The organism is Streptomyces sp. bgisy027, from assembly GCF_057710365.1.
On the sequence record NZ_JBYIVZ010000067.1, the window covers coordinates 30,495 to 53,267 of the forward strand.

General features: G+C 66.7%; 21 protein-coding genes and 2 pseudogenes. 4 read left to right on the forward strand and 19 right to left on the reverse strand.

Going from position 1 to position 22,773, the window contains the following annotated elements:
• Positions 1-133 precede the first annotated feature (133 nt).
• Both AC3ETA_RS42040 and AC3ETA_RS42045 read left to right on the forward strand, forming a co-directional pair.
• Positions 134-643 (forward strand): VOC family protein, encoded by a 510-nt coding sequence (locus AC3ETA_RS42040; protein ID WP_432198181.1) that lies wholly within the window; start codon positions 134-136, stop codon positions 641-643.
• A gap of 709 nt (positions 644-1,352) precedes the next feature.
• Positions 1,353-1,595 (forward strand): annotated as a pseudogene (locus tag AC3ETA_RS42045) (ATP-binding protein); the annotation flags it as partial.
• A 113-nt stretch (positions 1,596-1,708) separates the two neighbouring features.
• Here the strand turns inward: AC3ETA_RS42045 and AC3ETA_RS42050 are convergent.
• The 17 genes and pseudogenes from AC3ETA_RS42050 to AC3ETA_RS42130 all read right to left on the reverse strand — a co-directional run bounded on the left by AC3ETA_RS42050 (position 1,709) and on the right by AC3ETA_RS42130 (position 17,844).
• Complete coding sequence (locus AC3ETA_RS42050) at positions 1,709-2,794, reverse strand: aldo/keto reductase (protein ID WP_432198182.1); 1,086 nt, start codon at positions 2,792-2,794, stop codon at positions 1,709-1,711.
• A 377-nt stretch (positions 2,795-3,171) separates the two neighbouring features.
• Positions 3,172-4,071 (reverse strand): TIGR03619 family F420-dependent LLM class oxidoreductase, encoded by a 900-nt coding sequence (locus AC3ETA_RS42055; protein WP_432198183.1) that lies wholly within the window; start codon positions 4,069-4,071, stop codon positions 3,172-3,174.
• 383 nt (positions 4,072-4,454) lie between these two features.
• Positions 4,455-5,261 (reverse strand): annotated as a pseudogene (locus tag AC3ETA_RS42060) (transposase family protein).
• Positions 5,262-5,505: 244 nt separating this feature from the next.
• Positions 5,506-6,480 carry an NAD-dependent epimerase/dehydratase family protein gene (locus tag AC3ETA_RS42065; RefSeq protein ID WP_432198184.1) on the reverse strand — a complete coding sequence of 325 codons (975 nt, stop codon included), beginning with the start codon at positions 6,478-6,480 and terminating at the stop codon, positions 5,506-5,508.
• Positions 6,481-6,779: 299 nt separating this feature from the next.
• Positions 6,780-7,553: a crotonase/enoyl-CoA hydratase family protein gene (locus AC3ETA_RS42070; RefSeq protein WP_432198185.1), complete on the reverse strand. Its 774-nt coding sequence runs from the start codon at positions 7,551-7,553 to the stop codon at positions 6,780-6,782.
• Positions 7,550-9,004 (reverse strand): aldehyde dehydrogenase family protein, encoded by a 1,455-nt coding sequence (locus AC3ETA_RS42075; RefSeq protein ID WP_432198186.1) that lies wholly within the window; start codon positions 9,002-9,004, stop codon positions 7,550-7,552. Before AC3ETA_RS42075 ends, AC3ETA_RS42070 begins: the two co-directional genes overlap by 4 nt.
• Positions 9,005-9,015: 11 nt before the next feature.
• On the reverse strand, positions 9,016-9,240 hold the full coding sequence (locus tag AC3ETA_RS42080; RefSeq protein WP_432198187.1) for a ferredoxin: 225 nt from the start codon (positions 9,238-9,240) through the stop codon (positions 9,016-9,018).
• Positions 9,240-10,238: an amidohydrolase family protein gene (locus AC3ETA_RS42085; RefSeq protein ID WP_432198188.1), complete on the reverse strand. Its 999-nt coding sequence runs from the start codon at positions 10,236-10,238 to the stop codon at positions 9,240-9,242. Before AC3ETA_RS42085 ends, AC3ETA_RS42080 begins: the two co-directional genes overlap by 1 nt.
• 78 nt (positions 10,239-10,316) lie before the next feature.
• On the reverse strand, positions 10,317-11,726 hold the full coding sequence (locus AC3ETA_RS42090; RefSeq protein WP_432198189.1) for a class I adenylate-forming enzyme family protein: 1,410 nt from the start codon (positions 11,724-11,726) through the stop codon (positions 10,317-10,319).
• 20 nt (positions 11,727-11,746) lie between these two features.
• Positions 11,747-12,052, reverse strand: coding sequence for a hypothetical protein (locus tag AC3ETA_RS42095; RefSeq protein WP_432198190.1), 306 nt, complete (start codon positions 12,050-12,052; stop codon positions 11,747-11,749).
• Positions 12,053-12,130: 78 nt separating this feature from the next.
• Entirely contained in the window at positions 12,131-12,838 is a 708-nt protein-coding gene (locus AC3ETA_RS42100; protein ID WP_432198191.1) for a TetR/AcrR family transcriptional regulator, read from the reverse strand.
• Positions 12,839-13,046: 208 nt separating this feature from the next.
• Entirely contained in the window at positions 13,047-14,111 is a 1,065-nt protein-coding gene (locus AC3ETA_RS42105; protein ID WP_432198192.1) for a hypothetical protein, read from the reverse strand.
• Between the two features lie 48 nt (positions 14,112-14,159).
• On the reverse strand, positions 14,160-15,191 hold the full coding sequence (locus AC3ETA_RS42110; protein ID WP_432198193.1) for a Rieske 2Fe-2S domain-containing protein: 1,032 nt from the start codon (positions 15,189-15,191) through the stop codon (positions 14,160-14,162).
• Positions 15,192-15,232: 41 nt separating this feature from the next.
• On the reverse strand, positions 15,233-16,411 hold the full coding sequence (locus AC3ETA_RS42115) for a thiolase family protein (protein WP_432198194.1): 1,179 nt from the start codon (positions 16,409-16,411) through the stop codon (positions 15,233-15,235).
• Positions 16,395-16,853: a Zn-ribbon domain-containing OB-fold protein gene (locus AC3ETA_RS42120; protein WP_432198195.1), complete on the reverse strand. Its 459-nt coding sequence runs from the start codon at positions 16,851-16,853 to the stop codon at positions 16,395-16,397. The genes AC3ETA_RS42115 and AC3ETA_RS42120 overlap by 17 nt, the downstream gene beginning before the upstream one ends.
• A complete protein-coding gene (locus AC3ETA_RS42125) occupies positions 16,850-17,044 on the reverse strand; it encodes a ferredoxin (protein WP_432198196.1) in 195 nt (64 codons plus the stop codon). Before AC3ETA_RS42125 ends, AC3ETA_RS42120 begins: the two co-directional genes overlap by 4 nt.
• Before the next feature lie 41 nt (positions 17,045-17,085).
• Positions 17,086-17,844 (reverse strand): SDR family NAD(P)-dependent oxidoreductase, encoded by a 759-nt coding sequence (locus AC3ETA_RS42130; RefSeq protein WP_432198197.1) that lies wholly within the window; start codon positions 17,842-17,844, stop codon positions 17,086-17,088.
• A gap of 90 nt (positions 17,845-17,934) precedes the next feature.
• Between AC3ETA_RS42130 and AC3ETA_RS42135 the strand changes: the two genes are divergently transcribed.
• Together AC3ETA_RS42135 and AC3ETA_RS42140 are read left to right on the forward strand one after the other, a co-directional pair.
• The gene (locus AC3ETA_RS42135; RefSeq protein ID WP_432198198.1) at positions 17,935-19,419 is read left to right on the forward strand and encodes an aldehyde dehydrogenase family protein; all 1,485 of its coding nucleotides are present in this window, start codon (positions 17,935-17,937) and stop codon (positions 19,417-19,419) included.
• A gap of 54 nt (positions 19,420-19,473) precedes the next feature.
• Complete coding sequence (locus AC3ETA_RS42140; protein WP_432198199.1) at positions 19,474-20,739, forward strand: cytochrome P450; 1,266 nt, start codon at positions 19,474-19,476, stop codon at positions 20,737-20,739.
• Positions 20,740-20,797: 58 nt separating this feature from the next.
• On the opposite strand, the gene AC3ETA_RS42145 is transcribed toward AC3ETA_RS42140, so the two are convergent.
• Both AC3ETA_RS42145 and AC3ETA_RS42150 read right to left on the reverse strand, forming a co-directional pair.
• Positions 20,798-22,015, reverse strand: a complete 1,218-nt coding sequence (locus tag AC3ETA_RS42145) for a CaiB/BaiF CoA transferase family protein (RefSeq protein ID WP_432198200.1) — start codon at positions 22,013-22,015, stop codon at positions 20,798-20,800.
• Positions 22,016-22,043: 28 nt separating this feature from the next.
• Positions 22,044-22,679 (reverse strand): SDR family oxidoreductase, encoded by a 636-nt coding sequence (locus tag AC3ETA_RS42150; protein WP_432198201.1) that lies wholly within the window; start codon positions 22,677-22,679, stop codon positions 22,044-22,046.
• Positions 22,680-22,773 lie beyond the last annotated feature (94 nt).

Here is a 22,773-nt window from a genome sequence, read left to right on the forward strand (position 1 = left end):
CAACGGACTGAGACGCGCCGATTTCCTGCATCCCGCCAGCTCCTCAGTGCCTGCCCATCCGCTGATCCCGGCGGCCGGCCAGACCGCACAAAGCTCTGAGATCAGCTGAAACGACCTGAAACGGACCTGCAGAATGACCGAACCGACCTATCACCACGTGGGTGTTCTTGTGCCCGACATGGCCAAGGCCGTTGCGTGGTTCGAGAAAGTTGAGGGCATCTCTTTCCACCCGCCGCACCGCATGACGACGGTGGGAAGGGTCGACCCTAATGAGTTCGGCAGCGACGAACCCCATGAAGGAACGTCCTATCTCGCCTGGTCGAAACAAGGCCCGCCCTACTACGAACTCGTAGAGGCGAAAGGGAACGGTCTGCACTCCATCGAACGCCACGGAGCCGGGCTCCACCATGTAGGTCTGTTCGTGCCCGATGTCGATGCGGCGATAGCCCGGCTCGCGGCCCGCGGCGTCGGGCTCGAAGGCAAGGTTCTGAGCCCTGGCGGCACCACCATGGTCTGCTGGGCCTCCCCCACTCCTGCCACGGGCCTGATCGTCGAGTACATGGACGAGCGTCTCCGCGCTGGTATTCAGGCATGGATTGACACAGGCATTCCGCTGGCCGCTCCTGGGACCGTCACAGGCTGAAGTTTTGACAGTACCCGAACCCGTGTCGTTGCTGCGGGCTGACCTGGAGATTCGATCTGGTCGCGTTGCCGGTCGGTGGCGGCGGCGTGGGCCCAGCTCTGGGTGCCTCAGGGGAGCGCTCACATTCATGCCACCCACGCGAGATCAACCGGCAAGCGCCGCCCAGGACCACTCCGCTCTCAAGCCCCAGCCCCCCTCGTCTGCTGGCCGAGCGGCATCTGCGGCCCGTCGGCAAGGACTGTCTGGTCGCCTTCGCAGGCGACCTCTACACGGTACCGCCCGGAAGATCAGCCCTCGCCGGCTGGGCAAGGCCAGGGCAACGAGGTCCCAAGCAGGCCATGCTGCACTCGACCGTTCCCGACGCCAACGGCGAGACGTCCTGACCGCCCGTCCACGGGCGGTCAGCCACGGGACCGTAGTCAGGCAGGAGTTCTGGGTCGGTCTATCGACCGGCAAGAGCCGTCGCACGACGACCGGTGACGCGGCCCAGCCGCCACGTCGAGACCGTGAGCGCCGGCCAAGTCGGCCCGCTGCAGCAGAGCCTGTTGAACCGTTCCGCAGTTGCCCAGATCGAGTTCGGCCGCCGTCCCTTGTCGGTCTATTGACGAGCCGATCGACAGCCGCATCTGTGCTACGGCTGGCAAGCTCGGCATGGGGCTACCTCAACTTCCTCGACCTATCGAAGCTGCCGCACTACAAGACCCCGACGTTGGCGGCCGCGGCCTGCCGAGCTGGCTTCGAGATCTACTTCACCGGCCTCGACGACCTCGGCCGCCCCCTCAAGACAGCCGAGGCCGCCAGGCGGCTGCCCAGCAAGCTCGGCACCTATCTGCGGCCCAGCGTCCTCATGGTGCTGCCAGCCGCCGGAAACGGCCGGAAATCGAAGCCGGTTTCCCAGGTGATCTCCCTGCGCTATGAGAAGGGCTCCATCATCCTGACCTCGACCAAGACCCCCAGTTGAGTGGCCGAGGTTGACGTCCTCGGTGTGCTCACGGCCGGTCCAGGACCCCGCCTTCCCTGGAACGTCATCGGCAGCATCTGCAAAGTAGTCGACGGTCTCGCCGGTCATCGTCCGCTCCTCGATGCGAAGTAGCCAGGTCGCTTGTCGGCGAGACCCGCGTTGATGCGCCCCTGCAGCCAGGGGAGGAAGCCGTAGGGAACAGCTCGCGGCGGCGTGCTGACCTCGTCCAGGCGCGCCGCCAGCTCGGCGGGAAGGGTGAAGTCGAGGGACGCGACGGTGTCCTGAAGCTGGTGCGGCTTGGTCGCACCCAGGATGACGGAGCCGACCGCGGGCCGGTTCGCGACCCAGTTGACAGCCACCTGCGCCGGCGTCCGGCCCACCCGCTTTGCCACATCGGTCAACTCGGCGACGATCTGCCAATTGCGCTGCTGGTTACGTTTGTCCAAATCGGCTGGGACGTGGGCGGCGGTCACCGTGATCCGCCCGTCGGAAGGGTCTTGCGTTTCAGAGGAGTCCGAGTACTTCCCCGACAGCAGTCCATTCCCCAACGGCGCCCAGGTCATCAGGCCCAACCCGAGTTCCTGGCACAGATCCGGGAACTCGTACTCGATGCCGCGCTCCGCGAGCGAGTACTCCAGCTGCAGCGCGCACAGCCGCTCGTAGCCCCGCCACTCCGCCAGCGTCTGCGCGCGGGCCGCGTACCACGCCGGCACGTCTGAGAACGCCACGTAGCGCACTTTCCCGGACGACACCAGATCGTCGAGGCCGCGCATGACCTCCTCGACCGGGGTGAGTGTGTCCCAAGCATGCACGATGTACAGATCAACGTAGTCCGTACCGAGCCGACGCAGTGACCCTTCCAGCGCCCGCAGCATGCTCTTGCGGCCATTGCCCGCCGAGTTCGGGTCACCAGGCTGAACACCGAGCGTGAACTTCGTCGAAAGCACGATCTTGTCCCGGATCCCCCGCTCGGCGATCAGCGCACCAGTCACCTCCTCGCTCGCCCCGCTGCTGTAGATGTCGGCGGTGTCGACGAAATTGCCACCGGCGTCGAGGTAAACATCCAGTATCTTGCCCGCTGTGTCGCGGTCGCAGCCCCAGCCGTCCTGTGCAAACGTCATGGTGCCCAGAGCGAGCCGGGATACTCGTAGTCCGGACCGGCCCAGCGTGTAGTAAGTGTCAAGCGGCATTCGCATTCCTTCCAAACCAGTTGGCTATCCACCGATGGACGCCTGGCAGGCGCCGATTATCTTTCTTCGCGGTCTCACAGTTTTCCCCAGAACGCTGCCCCCTCGATGACGCCGGTCGAATCTCTTAACACCACTAACCATCCCGTACAGCTCCGCCGTTGCTCGTCGGGCGACCGCTCTCCCGGCGAATAGCTAGAACCCGCACATAGGCCGACGGCAGGCAGGAAATGTCATTAGTACGCGTTCAGATAGTACCGCCACGGCAGTTCTGTGGTGGGCCGGTTCCATTCCCTGGTCCGCCGCACGGCGAATGATGCACGGTCCAGCGGTAATCCGATCTCCTCGCCGGGTACAGATCACCCCGGGAAAGGGCGGAGTCAGTTTCGTACTGCCTTCAGGATGCGCTCTACTTTGTCGAGGGAGTCATCGACGCTGGCGGCAATGTTCATCATGTCCACGAACGCGTGGTCGACGTCGGTGTCCCGTCCGGCCCGCATGATGGTGTCCACGACCTGGTCGAGGCTGGCGCCGGATGCCGGGTAAACGCGGAGGACCATGCGGAGCGCGGCGGGATCACGCCCGAACTCCTTGGCCCGAGCACGAATGGACCGCATGGGCTCGTTGACGGAGGTGGGGTCGAACTGTCCGGCACCGGGGACGTGGACTGGGAGCCATCCATCGGCGCGCTGGGCCACCCGCTGCATCGCCGCGGGGGCGAAGCCGGCCAAGTAAAGGGGTGGGCGAGGGGCCTGAGCAGGTTTGATGTCAGCGTAGGTCTGCGGGATCTGCCAATACCGGCCCTGGTAGCCGGCCGGGTTGGCCGACCAGAGTTCCTCCAGTGCATCCAGGCATTCGTCGAGCCGTGCCCCACGCTCACCCATGGGAATTCCGACGGCCTGGTATTCCTCGGGTGACCAGCCCATCCCAAAGCCGGGCATGAGCCGTCCGCCGCTGATCCGGTCAATCGTGGTCAGGGACCGGGCCAGCAGGGCAGGGGCGTACCAGGGCGCGACCAGGACGTTGGAACCGATCCGCACTCGCTCGGTGACCGTGGCCGCCACTGTCATGAGCGCGAAGGGGTCCAGCACCGAATGGAAGGCCTCGGGGATGAGATCTCCGCCGGCGTATCCGACTGTGGGGTCGACCGGCGCCAGGAGGCGGTCCCCCACCCACAAGCTGTCGGCGCCGAGGGTTTCGGCCTCTCGAGCGAAGCGAGCGACTTCTTCCGGCTGGTGCGCGAGGGGGCCCATCTGGGGCAAGGTAAAACCGATCTGCACAATGCACTCCTCTAAGTGCGGCTGACCACGCTTCCGCGACACTCCGCACACGGCTCGCTGGTGCTTGGGACCATGCCTGTTCACCGCATTGGGAAAACATGCAGGCCGTGCTTCCGGCCTCGAGAGGGCGTGCCGCCCATGGAAAATCCACGCCCCATCGGCGTCACAGCATGTGCGGTTATGTGGTTGCGGTGAGCTGATACAAGAGGCCCGTACATCACGATACAACTGGTATGCGCGTTCCACTTACCTAATGGCCTGCCGATATCGTGAGCTGCGTCACAGCTTCACAGGACGATGGCTATCTGGTCATTGGCCTCTCCTTCGGCCTCTTCGCCGAATCTGCTACACGCCGGACGCAATTCGCGTCTACGGAGCCTCTTTCATCCCGAATACGTGCAGGTCATGAGGGTGTGGACGGCTTGGACCATGGTGCCGATGCGGCGGGTGGAGCATCTGGCCCGCCGGAGCAGTCGCCAGGTCTTGAGCTGTGCGAAGGCACGCTCTCCGGGAGCCCGCAGTCGGGCGTGATCGCGGTTGAACTCCTGATAATGCACCGGTTGTTCGCGGCGGTGGTAGTAGGGGGTGCGAACGGTGGCGCCGGCTCCCTGAAAGGCCCAGCCAGCGAGCACGAGGATCTGCCGGGGGAGGCACGCTTGGACGATGCCGCGGGCGCGTGCTGCGGTCAGGTCGCGTGTGCGTCCCGGTGCCGCACGCGAGAACCAGAACGGGGTTCCGTCCGGCCGTGCGATGACCTGGACGTTCATGCCGTGTTTCTTATGTTTTTGTGGGAGTAGTACGGCTCGTCCGCCCTGATGCGGTCGGTGGGGATGAGGGTGCCGTCGACGATGACGAAGTCGCCTTCGCCGAGTCCGGTCAGGGCTTCGTGCAGGCCGGGTGCTCAGGAGGCTAGTGTCTCGACCGTCTCGTCGACGTAGCGTCAGGCCGTTGCCTCGCACACCCCGAATCCGGCGCCGACCTGCCGATACGTCTCGTTCTTGCGTAGATGCGCCAGGGTGAGCAGGGCCTGCAGAAGCAGCTCAACTTCCGTTAGGGCGATCACAGTTCACGCCTTCGTGCGTAGATGAGCCAGGAGACATGCTCGACCAGCTCGTACGGGACGTCGAGCATGGAAGGATACGGAACCAACAGGGCCCCTCGGTTGCCGGTGTGATGAGTGAGATCACCACGCCAACGACGAGGGGCCGTGCCCTGTCACGCCCCCGCCCACCAGGTCATTTCCCTTGCGGGGCAGGATGAAAGAGGCTCACTGACGTTCAGTTGATCGGGCACCACGGCGACGGGCCCGCTTCGAATACCCGCCCGATGCTCTCGAGTACGCGCGGGTGCAGGTGGACGACGAGACGAAATACGCCAAGGTCCTCTTCCCGTTGAATTTCGACCACCGGATCCCAGGCGCCCTACCGCGTCAACTCAGCGCTGGTCCCAGATGTTCACCGCCGCCTTCCCGGCGATCGACGTCGGCGTGCCGGTGAAGGCATTGGGGAAGTGGGCTTCGATGGCCCGTCGCATACCTTCCGCCCAGCCGACCCGGCAGTCCCCGATCAGTGACCGGCGCCTGGTGTTATCCGAAGCGTATGACTGCCGGGACTCGGCGCTCGGGACGAAGTCGACCTCCAGCCCGGCTTGCCGGGCGAGCAAGGTGCAGTACCCACGAAGTGAGAGAGCATCGTCGCCGGCAAGGTTGACGATGGTAGGCGCCATCGAGGCCACATCCCACAGACGGGGCAGGAACATGGTCACGTCGTCAGTACTGATGGGCGAGGACCATATGTCGGATCCGTCTTCCGGAAGCCAGACGGGCTCGCCGGCAAGGATGCGGCCGAAGAACTCGACCGGCACACCGCCCCACCCGGTGGGGCCGTAGCAGACGTTGAGCCGCGCGATGGTCGTGCGCAGGCCGAGGACACCGGCGAACGCACGGACGGCGGCCTCGGCAGCCAGTTTCCCGATCGGGTAGGTCGGCGCGTACGGGGCGTGCCCGCCGAGTGGGTCACTCTCCGCGATGCGATGGTCCGGGCTCGGCGGCTGCTTGTAGACAGCGAACGCCGAGACGAAGACGAATGCATCAGCCGCACGGCAGTGGTGCATGAGCATGCCCGCTGCCACCGCATTGGCCTGAGCCGCGGTGTCCGAGTCGGGCTGCCCCCGGTACGGCGCGGCGTGGACGACATGGGTGAAGTCCGACGGCAAACCGACGACGTTGCCGGCGCCCATGACCCAGGGGATGGTTTTGATGCCGACGGACTCCAGATCCCGCCTGACCACCGGGTCCGTGAAACGCGCCGCGCACCAAACCTCGTTGTCGCGCGCCAGCGCCTCCGCGGCTGGCCGGAACGCCTGGCCAGTCGCTCCGGTGAAGAGAATCTTCCTGTCCGTCAGCGTCACCGCTTCCTCCCAGAACACTCGCGACGGTTCGCCCGTCGGTCACGCGCCGGACCTGGTAGTCCGCCGCAATCCGCAGGTCGAGCCGTTCCTCAGACAACCGCCGCACCACCGGGGCTCGGGAACCGGAGCAGTGACGGGAACATGGTCCACAATGGCCCGGTTGTCCATTGGCCCCTTGGTATCGATCACCCTGGGCACGCGGCCCGCTCACCCCATTCCCGTTCGGCGTTTCAGCGTCCAGCCGATGGCCCCGCTCGAGCTCCGGATCGATCGGTCCAGAAGTCCTGCCCCGGGATTCCTTACTCCCCCCGCCAGATCGGGGCCCGCTTCTCTGAGAAGGCCAGCGCCCCTTCACGGGCGTCGGCCGAACTCCGGACCGGGTCCACGATCGCCTCCTGCCGGTCGAACGCTTCGGTGGACGACCAGTCCTGTGACTCGACCACGACGCGTTTGGAAGCGGCGACCGCCAACGGTCCGTTGGCGGCGATGCGCTCGGCCAGGCGGCGTGCCTCCGCCAGTGCGCCGCCGGGCGGCGCCAGCCGGGTGACCAGGCCGAGGTGTTCCGCGGCCTCGGCTCCCAGCCGTTCACCGGTGAGGATGAGCTCCATCGCCCGGTGATAGGGGATGCGGCGGGGCAGCCGAAGCAGGCCACCACCCGAGGCACATTGCCCCCGCTGCACCTCGGGCAGTCCGAAGACCGCGTCGCGGGCCGCCACCACTAGGTCGCAGGCCAACACGATCTCGAAGCCACCACCCACAGCGAAGCCTTCGACAGCGGCGATCAGCGGAGTGCGCGGCGGCTTCCAGACGACCCCGGCGAAGCCCCGCTCGCTGCGCGGCAGTCTGCCACCGGCGGCGAAGGCTTTCAGGTCCATCCCTGCGCTGAACATTCCGTTGCTGCCTGTGATGACAGCGACGGAGAGTGACGGGCTGGCGTCGAGTTCGTCGAAGGCGGCGGAGAGGGCCTGTGCCGTGTCGTAGTCGATGGCGTTCCGCACCGCGGGACGGTCGATGGTGATGACCATGACGGCGTTGTCGCGCTCGACGGCGACCTGCCCCTGGGCCACGGTCACCGCACGCCCCACACGACTGCCTTGGTCTCCAGATACTCCTCAAGGCCCGCTTCCCCGAATTCGCGCCCGATGCCACTGCGCTTGTAACCGCCGAACGGACCGTGCGGGTTGGTCCCGCCGCCGCCTCCGTTGAGCACGAGCATGCCCGTACGCACCTGCTGGGCGACGGCGAAGGCACGCTTCGGGTCGCGTGCCCAGACCGCACCGGAAAGTCCGAAGACGGAATCGTTGGCGATGGCTGCGGCCTCGGTGTCGTCATCGAACGGGATCACCACACCTACCGGGCCGAAAATCTCCTCCTGGGCGATACGCATGGAGTTGCTTACGTCCGCGAAGAGCGTGGGCTCATGGAAGAAGCCCGAGTCGAGGCCGGCAGGCCGCCCTCCGCCGTGCACGAGCCGCGCTCCCTCCTCCTGCCCGATCCGCACATAGCGCTCGACCCGATCACGCTGCGTCTCCCGGATGAGTGGCCCCATGTCGGTGGCAGGGTCGCCGGGGTCACCGACCTTGAGACCGGCCAGTGCGCCGGAGAGGCGTTCCACGGTTTCCTCGTACCGACTGCGGTGCGCCAGCACCCTGGTCAGACAGGCGCAGCCCTGGCCGCTGTGGCGCGTGAAGCCGAGTGCGGCGTGAGGTACGGCTCGGTCCAGGTCCGCGTCGTCGAGGATGATGTTGGCGGACTTGCCACCGAGTTCCAGCACGACCTTCTTGATGCCTGGCGCAGCCTGGGCCATGATCTTGGCGCCTACGGCGTCCGAGCCGGTGAAGGTGACGACGTCGACCCCGGTGTGCGTGGTCAGGCGCTCCCCTGCCGCGATGTCTCCGGTCACGACATTGAGCACACCCGGCGGTATCTCCGCCTGTTCGGCGATCTCGGCGATCAACAGCGCGGCGAGCGGGGTGTACGGCGAGGGCTTGAGCACGATGGTGCAGCCGGCGGCCAGCGCGGGCACCACCTTGCTCATGTTGGTCAGGAACGGGTAGTTGAACGGCGTGATGGCCGCGACCACCCCTGTGGCCTCTCGGAGCACCACGCCTTGGCCGATGCCCACTCCGAAGGTGGGCGGCATGGGCCGACTGAACGGGAAGGTGGCCAACACCCGCTCCACCATGTCCGCCAAGTGGTCCAGCGGAGACTGCACTTGGAGAGTCTCCGCGAGTTTGCGGGGCGATCCCGCCTCAGCGATGGTGAGATCCACGACCTCGGCCTTGCGAGCGACCAGCAGGTCGGAGAACCTGCGGAGAACGCCGACCCGCTCCGCAGGGCTGGTACGCCCCCAGGGCCCTTCGTCGAACGCACGCCGGGCCGCCAGGACCGCGTCCTCGATGTCCGCGACCGTCGCCTGCGGAACGTTGGCGAGTTCTTCGCCGGTCGCCGGGTTGATCACGGCGAGCGCCGTATCACCCGAGCCTTCGGACCATTTGCCGTCGATGTACAGGCGACGTTCCACGGCTGCTCTTCTCACTTTCCGTCGGACAAAGCGAACAACAAGGTGATGGCGCGCTCCGGGCAGGCCTCAGCGGCCTCGGCTGCCTCCTTGACCGCTGGCCCCGAAAGTTCGCCCGCCTCTGCGTGGGCGAAGCCCATGTCGTCCAGCCGGAACAACAGCGGGGCCGTCTCGGTACAGATGCCGTAGCCGCAGCACTTCGTCCGGTCGACGTGGATCTCCGCGGCCTCCGAAGTCATCAGAGGTTCTTGAGCAGTCGCAGCGCGTTACCGCTCCGGATCCTCTCCCGGTCGGCCTCACTCAGACCGAATCCGTCCGTCAGGTCACCGACGTGGCTGTCGGAGCCGGAGAAGTTGTCGCCGTAAAGCAGGTGGTCGACGCCGACGATCTCGGTGACGGCGCGTCGCATGGCAGGGTGGTGGACGTCCAGGTCGTAGTAGAAGTTGGAGGCGTACTCGATGACGTCCTTCTTGTTCTTCGAGTCGGGCGCCATGGTCTTGTTGGTTTCGTTGAACCGCCACAGCTGGTAGGGGATGAACCCACCGCCGTGGGTGATGTAGATCTTGAGCTGCGGGAAATCGTCGAGGACGCCACCGTTGACCAGATGCCAGAAGAACAGCGTCTCGTCATGGTTCATGCCCACGATCGAGGTGGTGTCGTACGGATCCGTAGATGCCTTCTCGCCCCAGGTGACGGATTGGTTGTAGCCATGGACGAAGACCATCACGTCCAGCTCGCAGAGCTTCTCCCACAGCGGCCGGAAGGACGCGTCGGAGACCTCCTTGCCACCGAAGTTGGCGCCGCCCATGCTGATGCCGGAGGCACCGAACCGCGTGACCGTACGCTCCAGTTCGGCCGCGGCGGCCTTGGGGTCCTGAGCGGGTACGTGCGCCCAGTACTTGAAGACCTCGGGGTCGCCGGCACAGTACGCCGCCAGGCTGTCGTTGACCTCCTGCGCAAACCGGATCGCGAACTCCGGTTCGGTGTGATAGTTGACCATGTGGAACGGCATCGACAACACGGCCTTGTCGATGCCGGCCTTACGGAATGACTCGAGCCGGAGTTCCGGAGTCCAGCGCTCTTCGTAGATCTGCTCGATCGTGGGCGCCTCGGGATTGGTCGTACCCAGGGTCCAGTCCCCAATCCGCAGGGTTCCGTTCTCCCAGAACGGCCCCCAGTGAGGGTGCTTGTTGAACATCTCCGTGGTCAATTGGTGCGCGTGGAGATCGAGAAGCATGGTGCGACTCCCTAATCGGATCGGAATCGGAACACGGTCCTGCGCGCCGTGAGCCGATGCCCGTACGTACGAAGCTAGTTAGCCACAATGAACATTATTCGTCAATGATGTTCCACGAGCCTCGGTGACGACGAACGCCGGGATGCCCGGGGATCGCAGCCAAGCGCTCACCCACAGGCGCAAGCCGAGCACGTCCAGCGCGCGCCCAGGTCTTGCCACAACACTTGCCGTGACCCTGCGCTTCTGTCGGGCGTCAGGCATGGACGTGACGGCGACATCGGCGATGTCCGGATGCCTTCGTAGAAGTGCCTCGATCTCGGCGTCGGATGCATCTTGATCCCGACTTGCGGGGGTATCCACCCAGTCGCCAAGGAAGACGTAGCCGGCCCCGTCCCTCCAGGCCCGTTCATGGAGCCTGCACCAACCCGTCGCACTGGCACCGACAGCCCCGGAGCGGCTCACCCACAGCTCACCGGTCTCCCGCGGAGGGCATGACCGCCCTCGACTGTCCCGAACCTCGATGTCAACCCCGGGCCGTGGCCGACCGATCGAGCCGATCCGTTCGCCTCCAACCCGATGCGTCTCGGGATCCAGCACCGCCACCACCGGATGGGCCGGATAGGGCGTATAGGTGCGGACGAAGTCTGTTTCCGGAAAGAGCCGAAGTGCTCGCTCCAGGAGCGACGGCGGCAACGGCTCGCCGTCATACACGATCACTCTCGGCGCAGCTGCACGCCGATCCGATCCGTACATCTCCCAGTGTTCGACAATCCTGCCGAGCATGGTGGGCGCCACCAGAGCGTGCGTGACGCCCCAACCAGCGACCGCCGTCAGCCAGGCTTCGGGGCTGAAGCCACGCAACCGAACCAGACGGCGCCCCGCGCAGAGGCTGCCGAGCAGTCCGATCAGGCCAGTGAAGCGGTACGGCTCCAGGCACATCAGGGATACCTCACCAGGGTCGGCAAGGGCGAAGTCCGACGCGTCGAGAACAGGTCGGCACAGGTCTGCATGACTCAGCGGCACGGTTCCGCCGTCGTCGCCACAGATCAACAGGGCGGCGGCGTGCGGGTCAGCGAGCACTGGACCAGCGGCCCGAGGCGGCAGGGCGGACGTAGCGGCAAGCCAGTCCGTCGAGGCGAGCACACCAGGTTCCGAAAGCAGCCGGGCGCCTCGAGCGGCGCCGTCCGCAATAACGAGGCCCGGTCCCGCCTTACGCAAGACGTTCCGCAGCCAAGGCGCCCCCAGCCTGTGATCGAGAGGCAGCAGAGGCCGTCCGGCGAAGGCACTCGCGAAGAGTGCCACCGCGAAGGCAGGGCCACCCGGGCCGATGAACACAACGGGCCCCGGGCCCGCCTTGTCCACCATCGCCGCACCGGTCAGCGCCCGGCGCCACAGATCAGAGAGCGAGAGTGTCGGCCCTGCGAGCCCGAAGACCTCACGGTTCGGAGCATCCCGCACCGCTTGCTCGAGGAGCATGCCGATACTCACTCGACTCACCTCCACAGCGGTCAGTCGGATGAGGGAAGCGGTTTGGCGGCCTTGGCGCCCAGCGACCGTCCGTCAACGACCAGGGGGCCGGCACCGCTCTTGGTACACAGCAGCTCCAGTCCGGACGTCTCGTCGTGATAGCGCTTGCCGACCAGGACTGTTTCGCGATCCGGCGCTGGGCCGGGGATTGCCGACGCGGCCCTTTCAAGGGGAATCAGAGCCTCACCCGCGCAGGTAAGAACGACCGGCTGAGCCGCGGGACGTACGACCACCACCTCGACGCCGGAAGAGAGGCTCCTCAACCGCGCGCCCACGGCGAACGTCATGGAGGGGTCAACGGATTCTGTATCTGGGGTGCCCATAAAGAGGACAGTACAACTATTACGAATTCTGTTCAAGCAGTCTCATTTAAGCGCAAGCCCAGGAATCGCTCGGAGAGGTGTCGTCACCCGGGAAGTACGGGCCCCCATGCCCTCGACTTCCCGTGCCCGGCCACCGACAAAGGCCCAGAAGGCATCGACACGTTGATCGACCGAGCCGGCCCGACCGGCTGGAACAAGGACGTCGGCCAGGGCGATCCGAAGCGCGAGTTCCGCTGCCTCGTGACGGGTGACGGCCCCGGCCCTCACAGCTTCGGCCGCGTCCAGAACTGGTTCCAGAAAATGGACAACCACCTGGACGATCTCCGGAAAGTGCCGCTGGACATGCGAGAGTACATACGCCGGGTCATTGTCGAAGAGCATCTGCGAATCGGGCAGCACCTCTGCCATGCCCGGAAGACTCTCCATCACCAAGCGCACTCGGAGTTCCACCGCGGGCTCGGCCCGCACCGCCTCGTGCAACGCTCGCTCCCAGCAGTGCTGCACGCGCTCATTCATGCACTCGAGCAGAACTTGTCGGGTGCCGAAGTAGCGATAGACAGTCCCGCGAGACACGCCGGCTGCGGCGGCGACGTTCCCCATCGAGAGGGCTGGGACGCCCTCGTGGGAAGCCACCAGCAGCGCGCCCGCCAGGATGCGCTGCACCATCTCCGTCTCCCGGGCCGCCGCCTTGGCGTCCGCCGCTGCGAATCTGTGGTCGGCCTGTCGTGACCCGTCCCCGGTCGCGTTCATGCCGCATTTCCTCCTCGCCTACCGTGGCGCGGCAACGAAGCCGCACTCCCGGCAGGCCAAGCTGTACGGAAATGCCGAAGTGGCGCGGCGACTCTGCCGGAGACATAGGACGTTATGCGCACTACGTCCTGCACAAAGCCTAGGTTGGCGTTCCGGAGACTTCAATCCAGTTGCGTCAGGAATCTTGCATCAGCATGTCACGCGCGTGTCACCGCGCGCGATCCAACCTCATCTTCGCCGAGACGTCCCGGCCCGGGTCACCGTCGGCCAGATAGGAGCAGTCCCCGCGCCGCTGACGGTCAACCAGCTCCTGGTGGACCTTGCGGAACCGCAAGCCGGCGGCGTCGAATCGAGAATTCATGTCCTTTTCGTCAGTGCCGTGGTCCAAGTAGAGCGGGTTCTGCGGACGCACAGCCCAGTTGTCCTGGCTGCCGACGATGTGCGTGCTGAACGGGAAGATGTTCCGGGCCAGCTTCGTCGTGTGCTGGACGTTGTAGGTGACCGGCGTGCGAGTACGTCCCGGAGTTTCCGGATTGGCCGGGTGCAGCATGCGAACCGACATGCCGGGGTTGAAATCGCCGTGCAACAAGCAGACCCCGCTGCGCACATGCACCATCGTGACCAGGCAGGCGTCCTGGGTGTCGGACTTGGCGAGCCCCCGCTGGATCTTGGGAGTGGGGCGGCCGACGGCCGTACGGGTCATGGTGACGGTCTCGGAGGTGGATTCGACCGTGATCTCGTCGTGCTCCGAGAGGGGGTCCCCGGTCAGCCATGAGTGCAGGAAGTCGGCGTGAGTGAGGTCGAGCAGGTTTTCACAGATCAGCTCGTAGCTGCAGTCGAAGATGACGTTCTGGTGGAAGTGGCGGGGCAAGCCACCGGCTTCCGGCAGGTGCGGGACGTGCGGTACCAGGTCCGGTGACGCATTCGCCGGGTCCCCGTACCAGACCCAGGCGTAGCCGTACCGCTCGACGATCGGGTAGTGGCCGGTACCTCCGGTGAACTCGCTGGCGCGCAGCCGACCGCGATCGCGATCGCGCGGGGAATCCTCGGTCGCGACCAGGACGCCGTTCTCACGCGTCAAGTAGACGGGACGCCCGTGGATCACCCGCAGCTTGGGACGGCGCCCGATGAAGACGGTCTGAATGACTGGGAACCAGGTGTCCCGCAAGGCGAACGATCCTGGCCGGAAGCCCGCGGTGATCGATGCTGAACGGTTCTTGCGCTTGTCCTCGGATTCGGCGGATGCGGGAACCGAGAGGTCGGTGGTTGTCATGGCCCTTCCTTCCTTTCGCAGCGGGGGGTGGGCATTCCGTCGGGAGGCTCAGGCACGTAGTGCGCGCAGCTGATCGAGAGCGGGATCGAAGGCCGTCTCCACGGCATCCGCCGCGGCTTCCAGCGGTCGCCCGGCACGGCCGGTTAGCTGCTTGGCAGCCGCCGCCGCCCGACAAGCGGCGAGCAGACTCCGAGCGGCGTTTCCGTGTGCCTGGACGCGCCAGCGCACGGTGGTACGGTGCGGTCCCGTCGGCGTCAGCGCGGCCAGCACTCGTACGGAACCGCCCGCCGGAGTGTCAGCCACCACAGTGGTGAAACCGGTGGCCACGAGGGTCGTGATCTCGCTGACGGTCGTGACCCCGCCGAGGGGGGCCTCGAACGTCTGGATCCGGGGCAGGTCCAGCGTGAGCCGGTCCCGCCGTACCGTGACGGCACGTCCCTCCCCGTCGGATTCTTGGTCCGGGCCCAACACCTCGTCACCGGAGCCGAGCAGCGGGCCGAGGTTCAGAGCAGCGCCGGGGTTGAGCAGCAGCGCCTCCGAAATACGCTCGTACGGTGCGCGCACCAGAGCCGTGCCACACACGACGGCACTGCTCGACGTCGCCGGCCCAACAGACAGCGGAACCAGGCCGGAGGGCGACTCCGGATCACCGGCGCTCGTCCAGAGGAACACCAGCCCCTCGTTCTCGGTGATCGGGTATGCGGCAACCTTGATCCGGGACGAGGGTGTCTCCCCCGCTTTGAAGTTGGGGATCAGCGTGCACTGGCCGTCGGCGCCGTCGAACGTCCAGCCGTGGTAACCGCATTGCAGTCCCTCGTCGATCACCCGGCCCATGGACAACGGCAGCCGCCGGTGCGGGCAGCGGTCCAGCACAGCGTGGACCGTGCCGTCCCCGTCCCGGTACACGGCGACCGGCTGGGCACCGAGCTTCACCGGTCGGGGCTTACCGGTGAACTCGGACGCGTGTCCGATCGGCCACCAACCGACGGGCAGGCCGAACCCACGGTCCGCCTGCCGCTCCGCGGGCGCCCGCGACGGGCCGTCTTCCCGCAGCGTGCTGATCTGTTCCTGGACTGTCACCGGTCCACCTCCGTATCCCTTCGGTATTCGTATCGAGCTGTTTAGCGGGTGAGCAGGAAACAGCCGCCGAGCGGGCCGCCACCAGCCCCCACGAATGCCGTCTCCGCGCCCTCGACCTGGCGCTCGCCCTGGTCGCCTCGGAGCTGCGCCACGGCCTCGTGGAACAAGCCGTAGCCATGCAGTCGTCCGCCGGACAACTGCCCTCCGCCGGTGTTCAGCGGCAGTTCCCCGCCCGGCCCGATCCGCTTGCCTTCCGCGACGAACGCCGCGCCCTCCCCACGACCGCAGAAGCCGGCTGCCTCCAACCACTGCAGTGCGAGAATGGAGAAGCCGTCGTAGAGCTGCGCGACATCGACGTCACGGGGGCGCAGCTCGGTGCGCGACCAGAGATGACGTGCGGCATCACGCTGCGGCAGGTCCAGTGGGTCTGCCCATTGGTCCCAGAACGGGCGCGCACCGAGTGCACTACCCATCGCCTCGACGCGTACCGGCGACCGGAGGTCTGCCTTCGTTTCAGCGGCGGACACGATCACCGCCACGGAGCCGTCGGCGGGCACATCGCAGTCGTAGAGACACAGCGGAGTGGTGATCATCCGGGCGGCGAGGTAGTCCTCGATGGTCAGTGCCTCCCGGTAGACGGCTGCTGGGTTGAGCCTGGCCCAGCGGCGGGTGGAGACGGCGAGTCCGCCGATCTGCTCCCTCGTGGCTCCCGTCTCGTGCAGATATCGCTGGGCGACCATCGCCAGCCAGTGCGCGGCGGTGACGGCACCGAAGGGGCGCAGCCACTCCTGGAGGCCGGTGACTCCCGTGACGTCTGCGGGGCTGGTGGTGTTGCGGCCTGCGCCCGCCTGGCCGGTCGCCTCGGACGTGGTGCGGTAGACCAGCACATGTCGGGCGTATCCACTGGCCACGGCCATGACCGCGGACATCACGGCGGCCAGCTGGCTGGGACCGTCCTGTATCCCCGCATGCCAGACCGGCTCCAGGCCCAGCGCGTCCTTGACCCGGCCGAGTGCCGGGCCACAGAAACCGGGTGCCGCCGGCCACTCCCCCGGCCACGCCACCAGCCCGTCGATGTCACCGACCGTCAGCCCGGCGTCGACCAGGGCACGGTGGCAGGCCTCCAGCGTGAGATCCAGGTCGGAGCGGCCCAGCCGACGTCCGACCTGGGACTGTCCGATGCCTGAGATGAGTGCCCTCTTCTCAGTGCGCTCCAGCATCTGCTCCTGCCTCCCCGGCGGGCGCGAACAGCGGCAGGTACACCTCGCCATGTCGTTCGAAGACCACCGCGACCCGCATTCCGATGCGCACGTTCTCTGGGTCGACATCCACCAACCGTGTCGTCAGATGGATGTCCGGTTGCTCGTCCAGAGCCACGATGGCCAGGATGTAGGGCGCCGGCAGCCATGGCACAAAGGTTTGGTGGTTGACGGTGAAGCTGAAGACCGTCGCTCGTCCCGACACCGGAACCGGATGTGGTGCGAACGCCCCGCAGGTGCGGCATTCCGGCGTGGGTGGGTGGGCGTAGCGCCCGCACTCCGCGCAGCGCTGGATCCGCATGAGACCGTCGGCACCCGACTGCCAGAAGAATGCAGTGTCGGCGGACAGGCGCGGAAGCGGAGTGCGCGCGCCGTCCGCGATGCGCACCGAGGCAGCGGTCATGACTCGCTCACCAACAAGGCCCGCTCGGGGCAGGCGGAGACGACGTGCCGCACGCGGGCTTCGTCGGCTTTGACGACGTCGGTCGGTTCAAGGGCCGAGTATCCGAGGTCGTCCAGAGGGAATGTATCGGGGTCGGACATGCTGCACAGTGCATGCCCCTGACACCTCTTGCGATCGACCGTGATGCGCATCGCGGGCCTTTCCTGTCCGGTTCGCCTACCTGCGGCAGCCATCAGCCGAGGAAGCAGACGCCGCCGTCGGCGATGAGCGTCTGCCCCGTGATGGCAGCGCTCTGGTCGCCGGCCAGAAAGAGCAGCACCCCGACCATGTCGCCGGTGTGCAACTGACGGCCTATGGCCTGGCCGGAGACTGCGCGGGCAAGGACGTCTGCCGGCACGCCCGTCAGCGTGGCCTCGGTGTCGATGGCGCCGGGCGCAATGCAGTTCACCCGCACCCCGTCCTTGCCGAGCTCCTTGGCGAGGGTCTTGGTCATGCCGTGGATGGCTTGCTTGGTGACGTTGTAGTGCAGCCGGTTCGGACTGTTGTGGTATGCGGCCGTGGAGCCCTGATTGATCACCGAACCCCCGCCGCGCGCCCGTAGATGCGGCAGCACGACGCGGGTGGCCAGGAAGGTGCCCTTGACGCCGACCGACCAGACGCGGTCGAACCTCTCGACGGGCATGTCCTCGATGCTTTCGAAGGGCAGACCGGCGAAGATCATGGCGTTGTTGACCAGGATGTCGATGCCGCCGAACTCAGCGACGGTGCGCCGGGCCATCTCCTCCACAGAGGTCAGGTCGGAGACATCGGTGCGGACGAAGAGCGCCCGATGTCCGTCCTTGCGAAGACTCTCGGCGACCTCCTCTCCCGGCCCGGTCTGGACATCGGCGACCGTGACCGCGGCGCCGGCCCCGGCGAGCCCGCGAGCGTACTCGGCCCCGATGCCCTGCGCCGCTCCCGTGACGACGGCGACCTTGCCCTGCAACTGCATGACACTCCTCGGTTCCACTGCGTTCCTGTCCGACGACCACACGCTACGAGATAGTGAACGACATGTACATAGTTCGTCGATTCTGTTTATATGAGAGCCATGGAGCCGCTGCAACTACGACATGCCTATGTGGATGGAAGCTGGGAGCCGGCCACCGACGGCAGAACCAGGCCCGTCGTGAACCCGGCCACTGAGGATACGGTCGCCTTGGTCGCCGAGGCTTCGGCCGACGACATCGACCGGGCGGTGCGGGCCGCCCGACGCGCCTTGGACGAAGGGCCGTGGGGACGCACCTCGCCGCGGGACCGGGCCCTGCTTCTGCGGCGGTTCCTCGACCAGCTGGTGGAGCGGCAGGACGAGGCGGTCGACCGGGTGATCACCGAGGTCGGAACCCCTGTCCGACTGGCCCGCGGCCTGCAGGTGAGCGTCCCGCTGGAACACCTCGCGGACATGGTGGACCGGGTGCTGACGACCTACCCGTTCTCCGCTCCCATGCCGCCGACGTTCGGGGCCGGAGTCGGACAGGGAGTGGTGCTACGCGAGCCGGCCGGCGTGGTGGCCGCCATCACCCCGTTCAATTATCCGTTCTTCACCAGTCTGTCCAAGGTCGGTCCCGCTCTCGCGGCGGGCTGCACCGTCGTGCTCAAGCCTGCCCCCGCAACTCCGCTGTCGGCGCTGCTGCTGGCCGAGGCCGCCGAAGAGGCGGAGCTGCCGCCCGGTGTGCTCAACGTCGTTCCCACAGGGGATGTCGAGGCCGGAAAACGGCTCACGGGACACGACGGGGTCGACGTCGTCAGTTTCACCGGCTCGGCCCCTGTGGGAGCGGCGATCAGCGCCCAGGCGGCCCCCGGTGTCAAACGCGTCGCCCTGGAATTGGGCGGCAAGAACGCCGACGTCGTACTTGAGGACGCCGATCTTGAGCAGGCCGTGGCGCACTTCGCCTACGGATTCACCCGCAACAGCGGCCAGGGATGCGGCTGCATGACCCGGCTCGTCGTGCACGAGAGCCGGCACGACGAGGCCGTCCGGCTGCTGCTGGACAAGGTCGCCGTCATGCGGGTCGGTGACCCGCATGACCCCGACACCGATCTCGGCCCGTTGATCAGCGCCGCACAGCGGGAGCGGGTCGAAAGTCATATACGTGCCGGGATCGCCGAAGGCGCTGTACTCACTGGCGGAGGTGGGCGACCGCGGTACCCGGAGCGCGGCTTCTACCTGGAACCCGCCGTGTTCACCGGAGTGAAGAGCCCCATGCGGATCGCGCAGGAGGAGATCTTCGGGCCCGTGGCCGCGGTCATCCCGGTAGCCGACGACGACGAGGCCGTCGCCGTGGCCAACGACTCCCGGTTCGGCCTGAGTGGCGCGGTGTGGAGCGGCGATCCACAGCGCGCCTACGCGGTGGCCCGCCGGATCCGCACCGGGCAGGTGACGATCAACGGCGCTGGTGGCGGGACCAACCCCCACGCACCGTACGGCGGTTACAAGCAGAGCGGCGTCGGCCGTGAATTCGGCGAGGCCGGACTGAAGGAGTACCTGGAGACCAAAACCGTGCTGTGGGGGCTTGCGTCGGGATGACAGGCCGACGGCACGTACGGATCGGCTACACAACCACCGAGAGGACCGGGAAGCATGACCACGAGTGACACCGCATCGACGGGACAGACCAGGCCGGCGTCGCTGGACCAGGAGTCGGGTCCCCGCCCTCTGACTCCCGACGAGGTGGCCTACTTCGCCGAGAACTTCGACCACCACCACCCGGCCTTCGGCCAGGACCCGTATCCGGTCTACGAGCGGATGCAGGCCAAGTGCCCGGTCACTCACAGCAGCAACTACGGCGGCTTCTGGATCGTCACCGGCTTCGACGAGGCGCGCTACGTCTGGCAGCATGCCGACCTCTTCGCCACCCAGCCCTCGGTCAGCGTCCCGCACGGGCTTGGCAACAAGCGGCCCTTGCTGCCGCTGGAGGTGGACCCACCTCTGCACACGAAACACCGCATGCTGCTCGCCCCGGTCTTCGCGCCCAATCGCATCACGGCCATGGAGCCGAAGATCCGCCGTATCTGCGACGAGCTTATCGACACCTTCATCGACCGTGGGGAGTGCGAGCTCGTCGCGGAGCTTGCGCAGCCCTTCCCGACGAGGATTTTCGTCGACATGCTGGGCATACCGCAGGAGGAGGCGACCGACTTCCGCAACTGGAACTACGAGATTCTCCACGGCCAGCACAAGGATCCGTCCGGGGCGTCCCGCGCCAAGGCGGGTGCCGCTGCCCGAGGACGGCTCACAGAGCTTCTGGCCGAGCGCAAGCGCCGTCGCGAGGACGACATCCTCAGCGTCCTGATCGACTCCGAGATCGACGGGCAGAAGCTGGACGACGAGGAGATCCTCGACCACGCCTTCTTGCTCTTCCTGGCCGGCCTCGACACGGTGCAGGGCGCGATCAGCTACCAGTTCGCATTCCTCGCCCAGAGCCCCGGCCACCGCGACCAGTTGGTGAATGAGCCGGACATCATCCCCCAAGCCGTGGAGGAGCTGCTCCGCCATGAAGGCCTCAACACTTCCGGCCGCAACGCCACGCAGGACGTGGAACTGGGCGGGGCGACCATCCGTAAGGGGGACCCGGTCGTCATCGTCAACCGGGCCGCGAACCGCGACCCGAAGGTCTTCGAGAACCCGAACAGCGTGGACTTCGCCCGCAACCCCAAGGGCACCCTTGCCTTCGGTGCCGGCCCGCACCGCTGTGTCGGGTCCCACCTCGCCCGGCTGGAACTGCGGGTCATCCACGAGCACATGCACCGCCGCATCCCGCACTACCGGTTGCGGGAGGGCCACACGGTGAGCACCCATGGCGGCAATGTCGCAGGCGTGGACTCCCTGCCCCTGGTCTGGGACTGAGCACAGCGCACAGCGAGGGGAGGCCGTCCTGGCCTCCCCTTCTTTGTCTTCTCGTCGTTCAGTTGATGGCGCCGCTGTCCTTGTACGCGATGATCTGCTCCCAGGTCAGCCCGAGTTCCAGGAGGAGTTCCTCGGTGTGTTGCCCATGATCCGGGGCACCGGACGTGTGGGGCTGCTTACCGTCGAACTGCACCGGATTGGCCGCGACCGCGAGAGAGCGGCCGCTGGTGGTGTCGAGTTCGCGGATCAAGCCGTTGGCGGTGATCGCCGGATCGTCGTGCACCTCCAGCGGTGTCTGCAGCGGCGCCCAGACACCCTCGAAGTCCTCGAGTGCCGCGCGCCATTCGTCCAGGTCGCGGGAGGCGATCACCTGCTTCAGTTCCTGAGTGCATTCATACGAGTTACGGCCCCTGGCGGCATGGTCGGCGAACCGCGGATCCTCGGCAAGATCGGGGCGCCCGAGGCGTTCGGTGAAGTCCCTCCAGTAGCGATCGGACTGCAGCAGGGTGAGGTTGAGATGCCGCCCGTCCTTAGTCCGGTAGATGCCGACCGTCGGATTGACCAGATTCTCCGGGTCGTAGCGGAAGACGTCGTCGTTCGGCCGGAGCTTCGCGGAGGCCACGTCGACCGAGATGTTCCACAGAGCGACGCCGAGCAGCGAGACGTCGACGACGGACGCGACTCCGGTCCGCTCCCGGCGGAAGAGGGCGGCGGCGATACCTCCCGCGAGCGACAGGCCACCCATCACGTCGCCGAAGGCGGACCGCATGCGCACGGGGTGTTCGTATTCGGGCGGGGAGACGGTGTAGCCGATGCCTCCGCGCGCCCAGTAGGTCGAGGAGTCGAAGCCGCCTTTCTCGGCGTCCGCGCCCCGCTGGCCGTTGCCTGATCCGCGTACGTAGATGATGTCGGGGTTGTGCTTGCGGATGTCCTCCACCTCGATGCCCAGCGAACGGCGGGCGTCGGGGAGGAAGTTGGTGAGCAAGACATCACAGTCCGCGGCCAGGCGGTAGAGCAGTTCGCGGCCCTCGGGGTTCTTCAGATCGATGCCGATGCTTCGCTTTCCCCGATTGGGCACCTCCATCATGTAGTTCAGGCCGCCGGCCTCCTCCGGTAGAAAGCCGGAGTTGATGAGGCCTCGCTGTGGGTCGCCGCTCACTGGGTGCTCGACCTTGATCACGTCGGCACCCCACTCAGCCAGAACGGCCCCCGCGGACGGTACGAACGTCCACATGGCGACCTCCAGCACCCGCACACCGGCCAGCACGTCTGTCATCGGTACCTCCATAGATGTTCACGCATGGTCAGGGGTACGCCCGTACGCTCAGCTCCCCGACGATGGAGTCGCTGGTCTGCCGCAGAACGAAGAGCAGTGCTTCGGCGACCCGCTCCGGAGACTGCGGTGTCACTCCCGAGACACGCGCCCGGAAGCCGCCCGCCGTCCAGGCGTGCAGAGCTTTCTCCAGCTGCTCGGGATCCCAGGCGTCCTTGAAGCCGGTCGCCGTCTGTCCGACGCGCAGGAGTGTGCAGCGGATTCCGTCGGGACGCAGCTCCTGCGCCAGCCCTCTCGTGAGCGTCTCCAAGGCGGACTTGGTGGCCGCGTACACCAACAAAAACGGGTACGGGTCCGCGGTGGACTCCGAGGAGAGGTTCACGATATGTGCCATGTCGGACCGGCGCAGCAGAGGCACGGCCTCGCGGACGGTGTACAGCGGGCCGAGCAGATTCGTTCCGACCTCACGGTCGAGCTGGGCATCGTCCGTGTCTTCGATCCGGTGGGGGCGGGCGGTGGCAGCGTTGTTGACCAGGTAGTCCAGACTGCCGAACTCACGCCGCAGGGCAGCGAAGGCCGCGCGGACGTCGTCGGGGTCGCACAGGTCGGCGGGCAGCGGCAGCCCGGCCTCGCCGAACTCCTTGGCCGTCTCATCTAGACGAGTCATTCCGATGTGATTAGTGGTCGTAGGCGATCAGGGATCGCGTGACCGGCTGTCCGGTCTTGTGGTTGTGCCAGATCGCCGCGGCCAGCGCGAGGAC

Excerpts from the sequence above, each read along its gene's own strand:
- AC3ETA_RS42040 (WP_432198181.1), top strand. The coding sequence starts at position 134 with ATGACCGAACCGACCTATCACCACGTGGGTGTTCTTGTGCCCGACATG.
- AC3ETA_RS42050 (WP_432198182.1), bottom strand. The coding sequence starts at position 2,794 with ATGCCGCTTGACACTTACTACACGCTGGGCCGGTCCGGACTACGAGTA.
- AC3ETA_RS42080 (WP_432198187.1), bottom strand. The coding sequence starts at position 9,240 with ATGACTTCGGAGGCCGCGGAGATCCACGTCGACCGGACGAAGTGCTGC.
- AC3ETA_RS42085 (WP_432198188.1), bottom strand. The coding sequence starts at position 10,238 with ATGCTTCTCGATCTCCACGCGCACCAATTGACCACGGAGATGTTCAAC.
- AC3ETA_RS42095 (WP_432198190.1), bottom strand. The coding sequence starts at position 12,052 with ATGACGTTCGCCGTGGGCGCGCGGTTGAGGAGCCTCTCTTCCGGCGTC.
- AC3ETA_RS42100 (WP_432198191.1), bottom strand. The coding sequence starts at position 12,838 with ATGAACGCGACCGGGGACGGGTCACGACAGGCCGACCACAGATTCGCA.
- AC3ETA_RS42105 (WP_432198192.1), bottom strand. The coding sequence starts at position 14,111 with ATGACAACCACCGACCTCTCGGTTCCCGCATCCGCCGAATCCGAGGAC.
- AC3ETA_RS42115 (WP_432198194.1), bottom strand. The coding sequence starts at position 16,411 with ATGCTGGAGCGCACTGAGAAGAGGGCACTCATCTCAGGCATCGGACAG.
- AC3ETA_RS42120 (WP_432198195.1), bottom strand. The coding sequence starts at position 16,853 with ATGACCGCTGCCTCGGTGCGCATCGCGGACGGCGCGCGCACTCCGCTT.
- AC3ETA_RS42125 (WP_432198196.1), bottom strand. The coding sequence starts at position 17,044 with ATGCGCATCACGGTCGATCGCAAGAGGTGTCAGGGGCATGCACTGTGC.
- AC3ETA_RS42130 (WP_432198197.1), bottom strand. The coding sequence starts at position 17,844 with ATGCAGTTGCAGGGCAAGGTCGCCGTCGTCACGGGAGCGGCGCAGGGC.
- AC3ETA_RS42135 (WP_432198198.1), top strand. The coding sequence starts at position 17,935 with ATGAGAGCCATGGAGCCGCTGCAACTACGACATGCCTATGTGGATGGA.
- AC3ETA_RS42140 (WP_432198199.1), top strand. The coding sequence starts at position 19,474 with ATGACCACGAGTGACACCGCATCGACGGGACAGACCAGGCCGGCGTCG.
- AC3ETA_RS42145 (WP_432198200.1), bottom strand. The coding sequence starts at position 22,015 with ATGACAGACGTGCTGGCCGGTGTGCGGGTGCTGGAGGTCGCCATGTGG.
- AC3ETA_RS42150 (WP_432198201.1), bottom strand. The coding sequence starts at position 22,679 with ATGACTCGTCTAGATGAGACGGCCAAGGAGTTCGGCGAGGCCGGGCTG.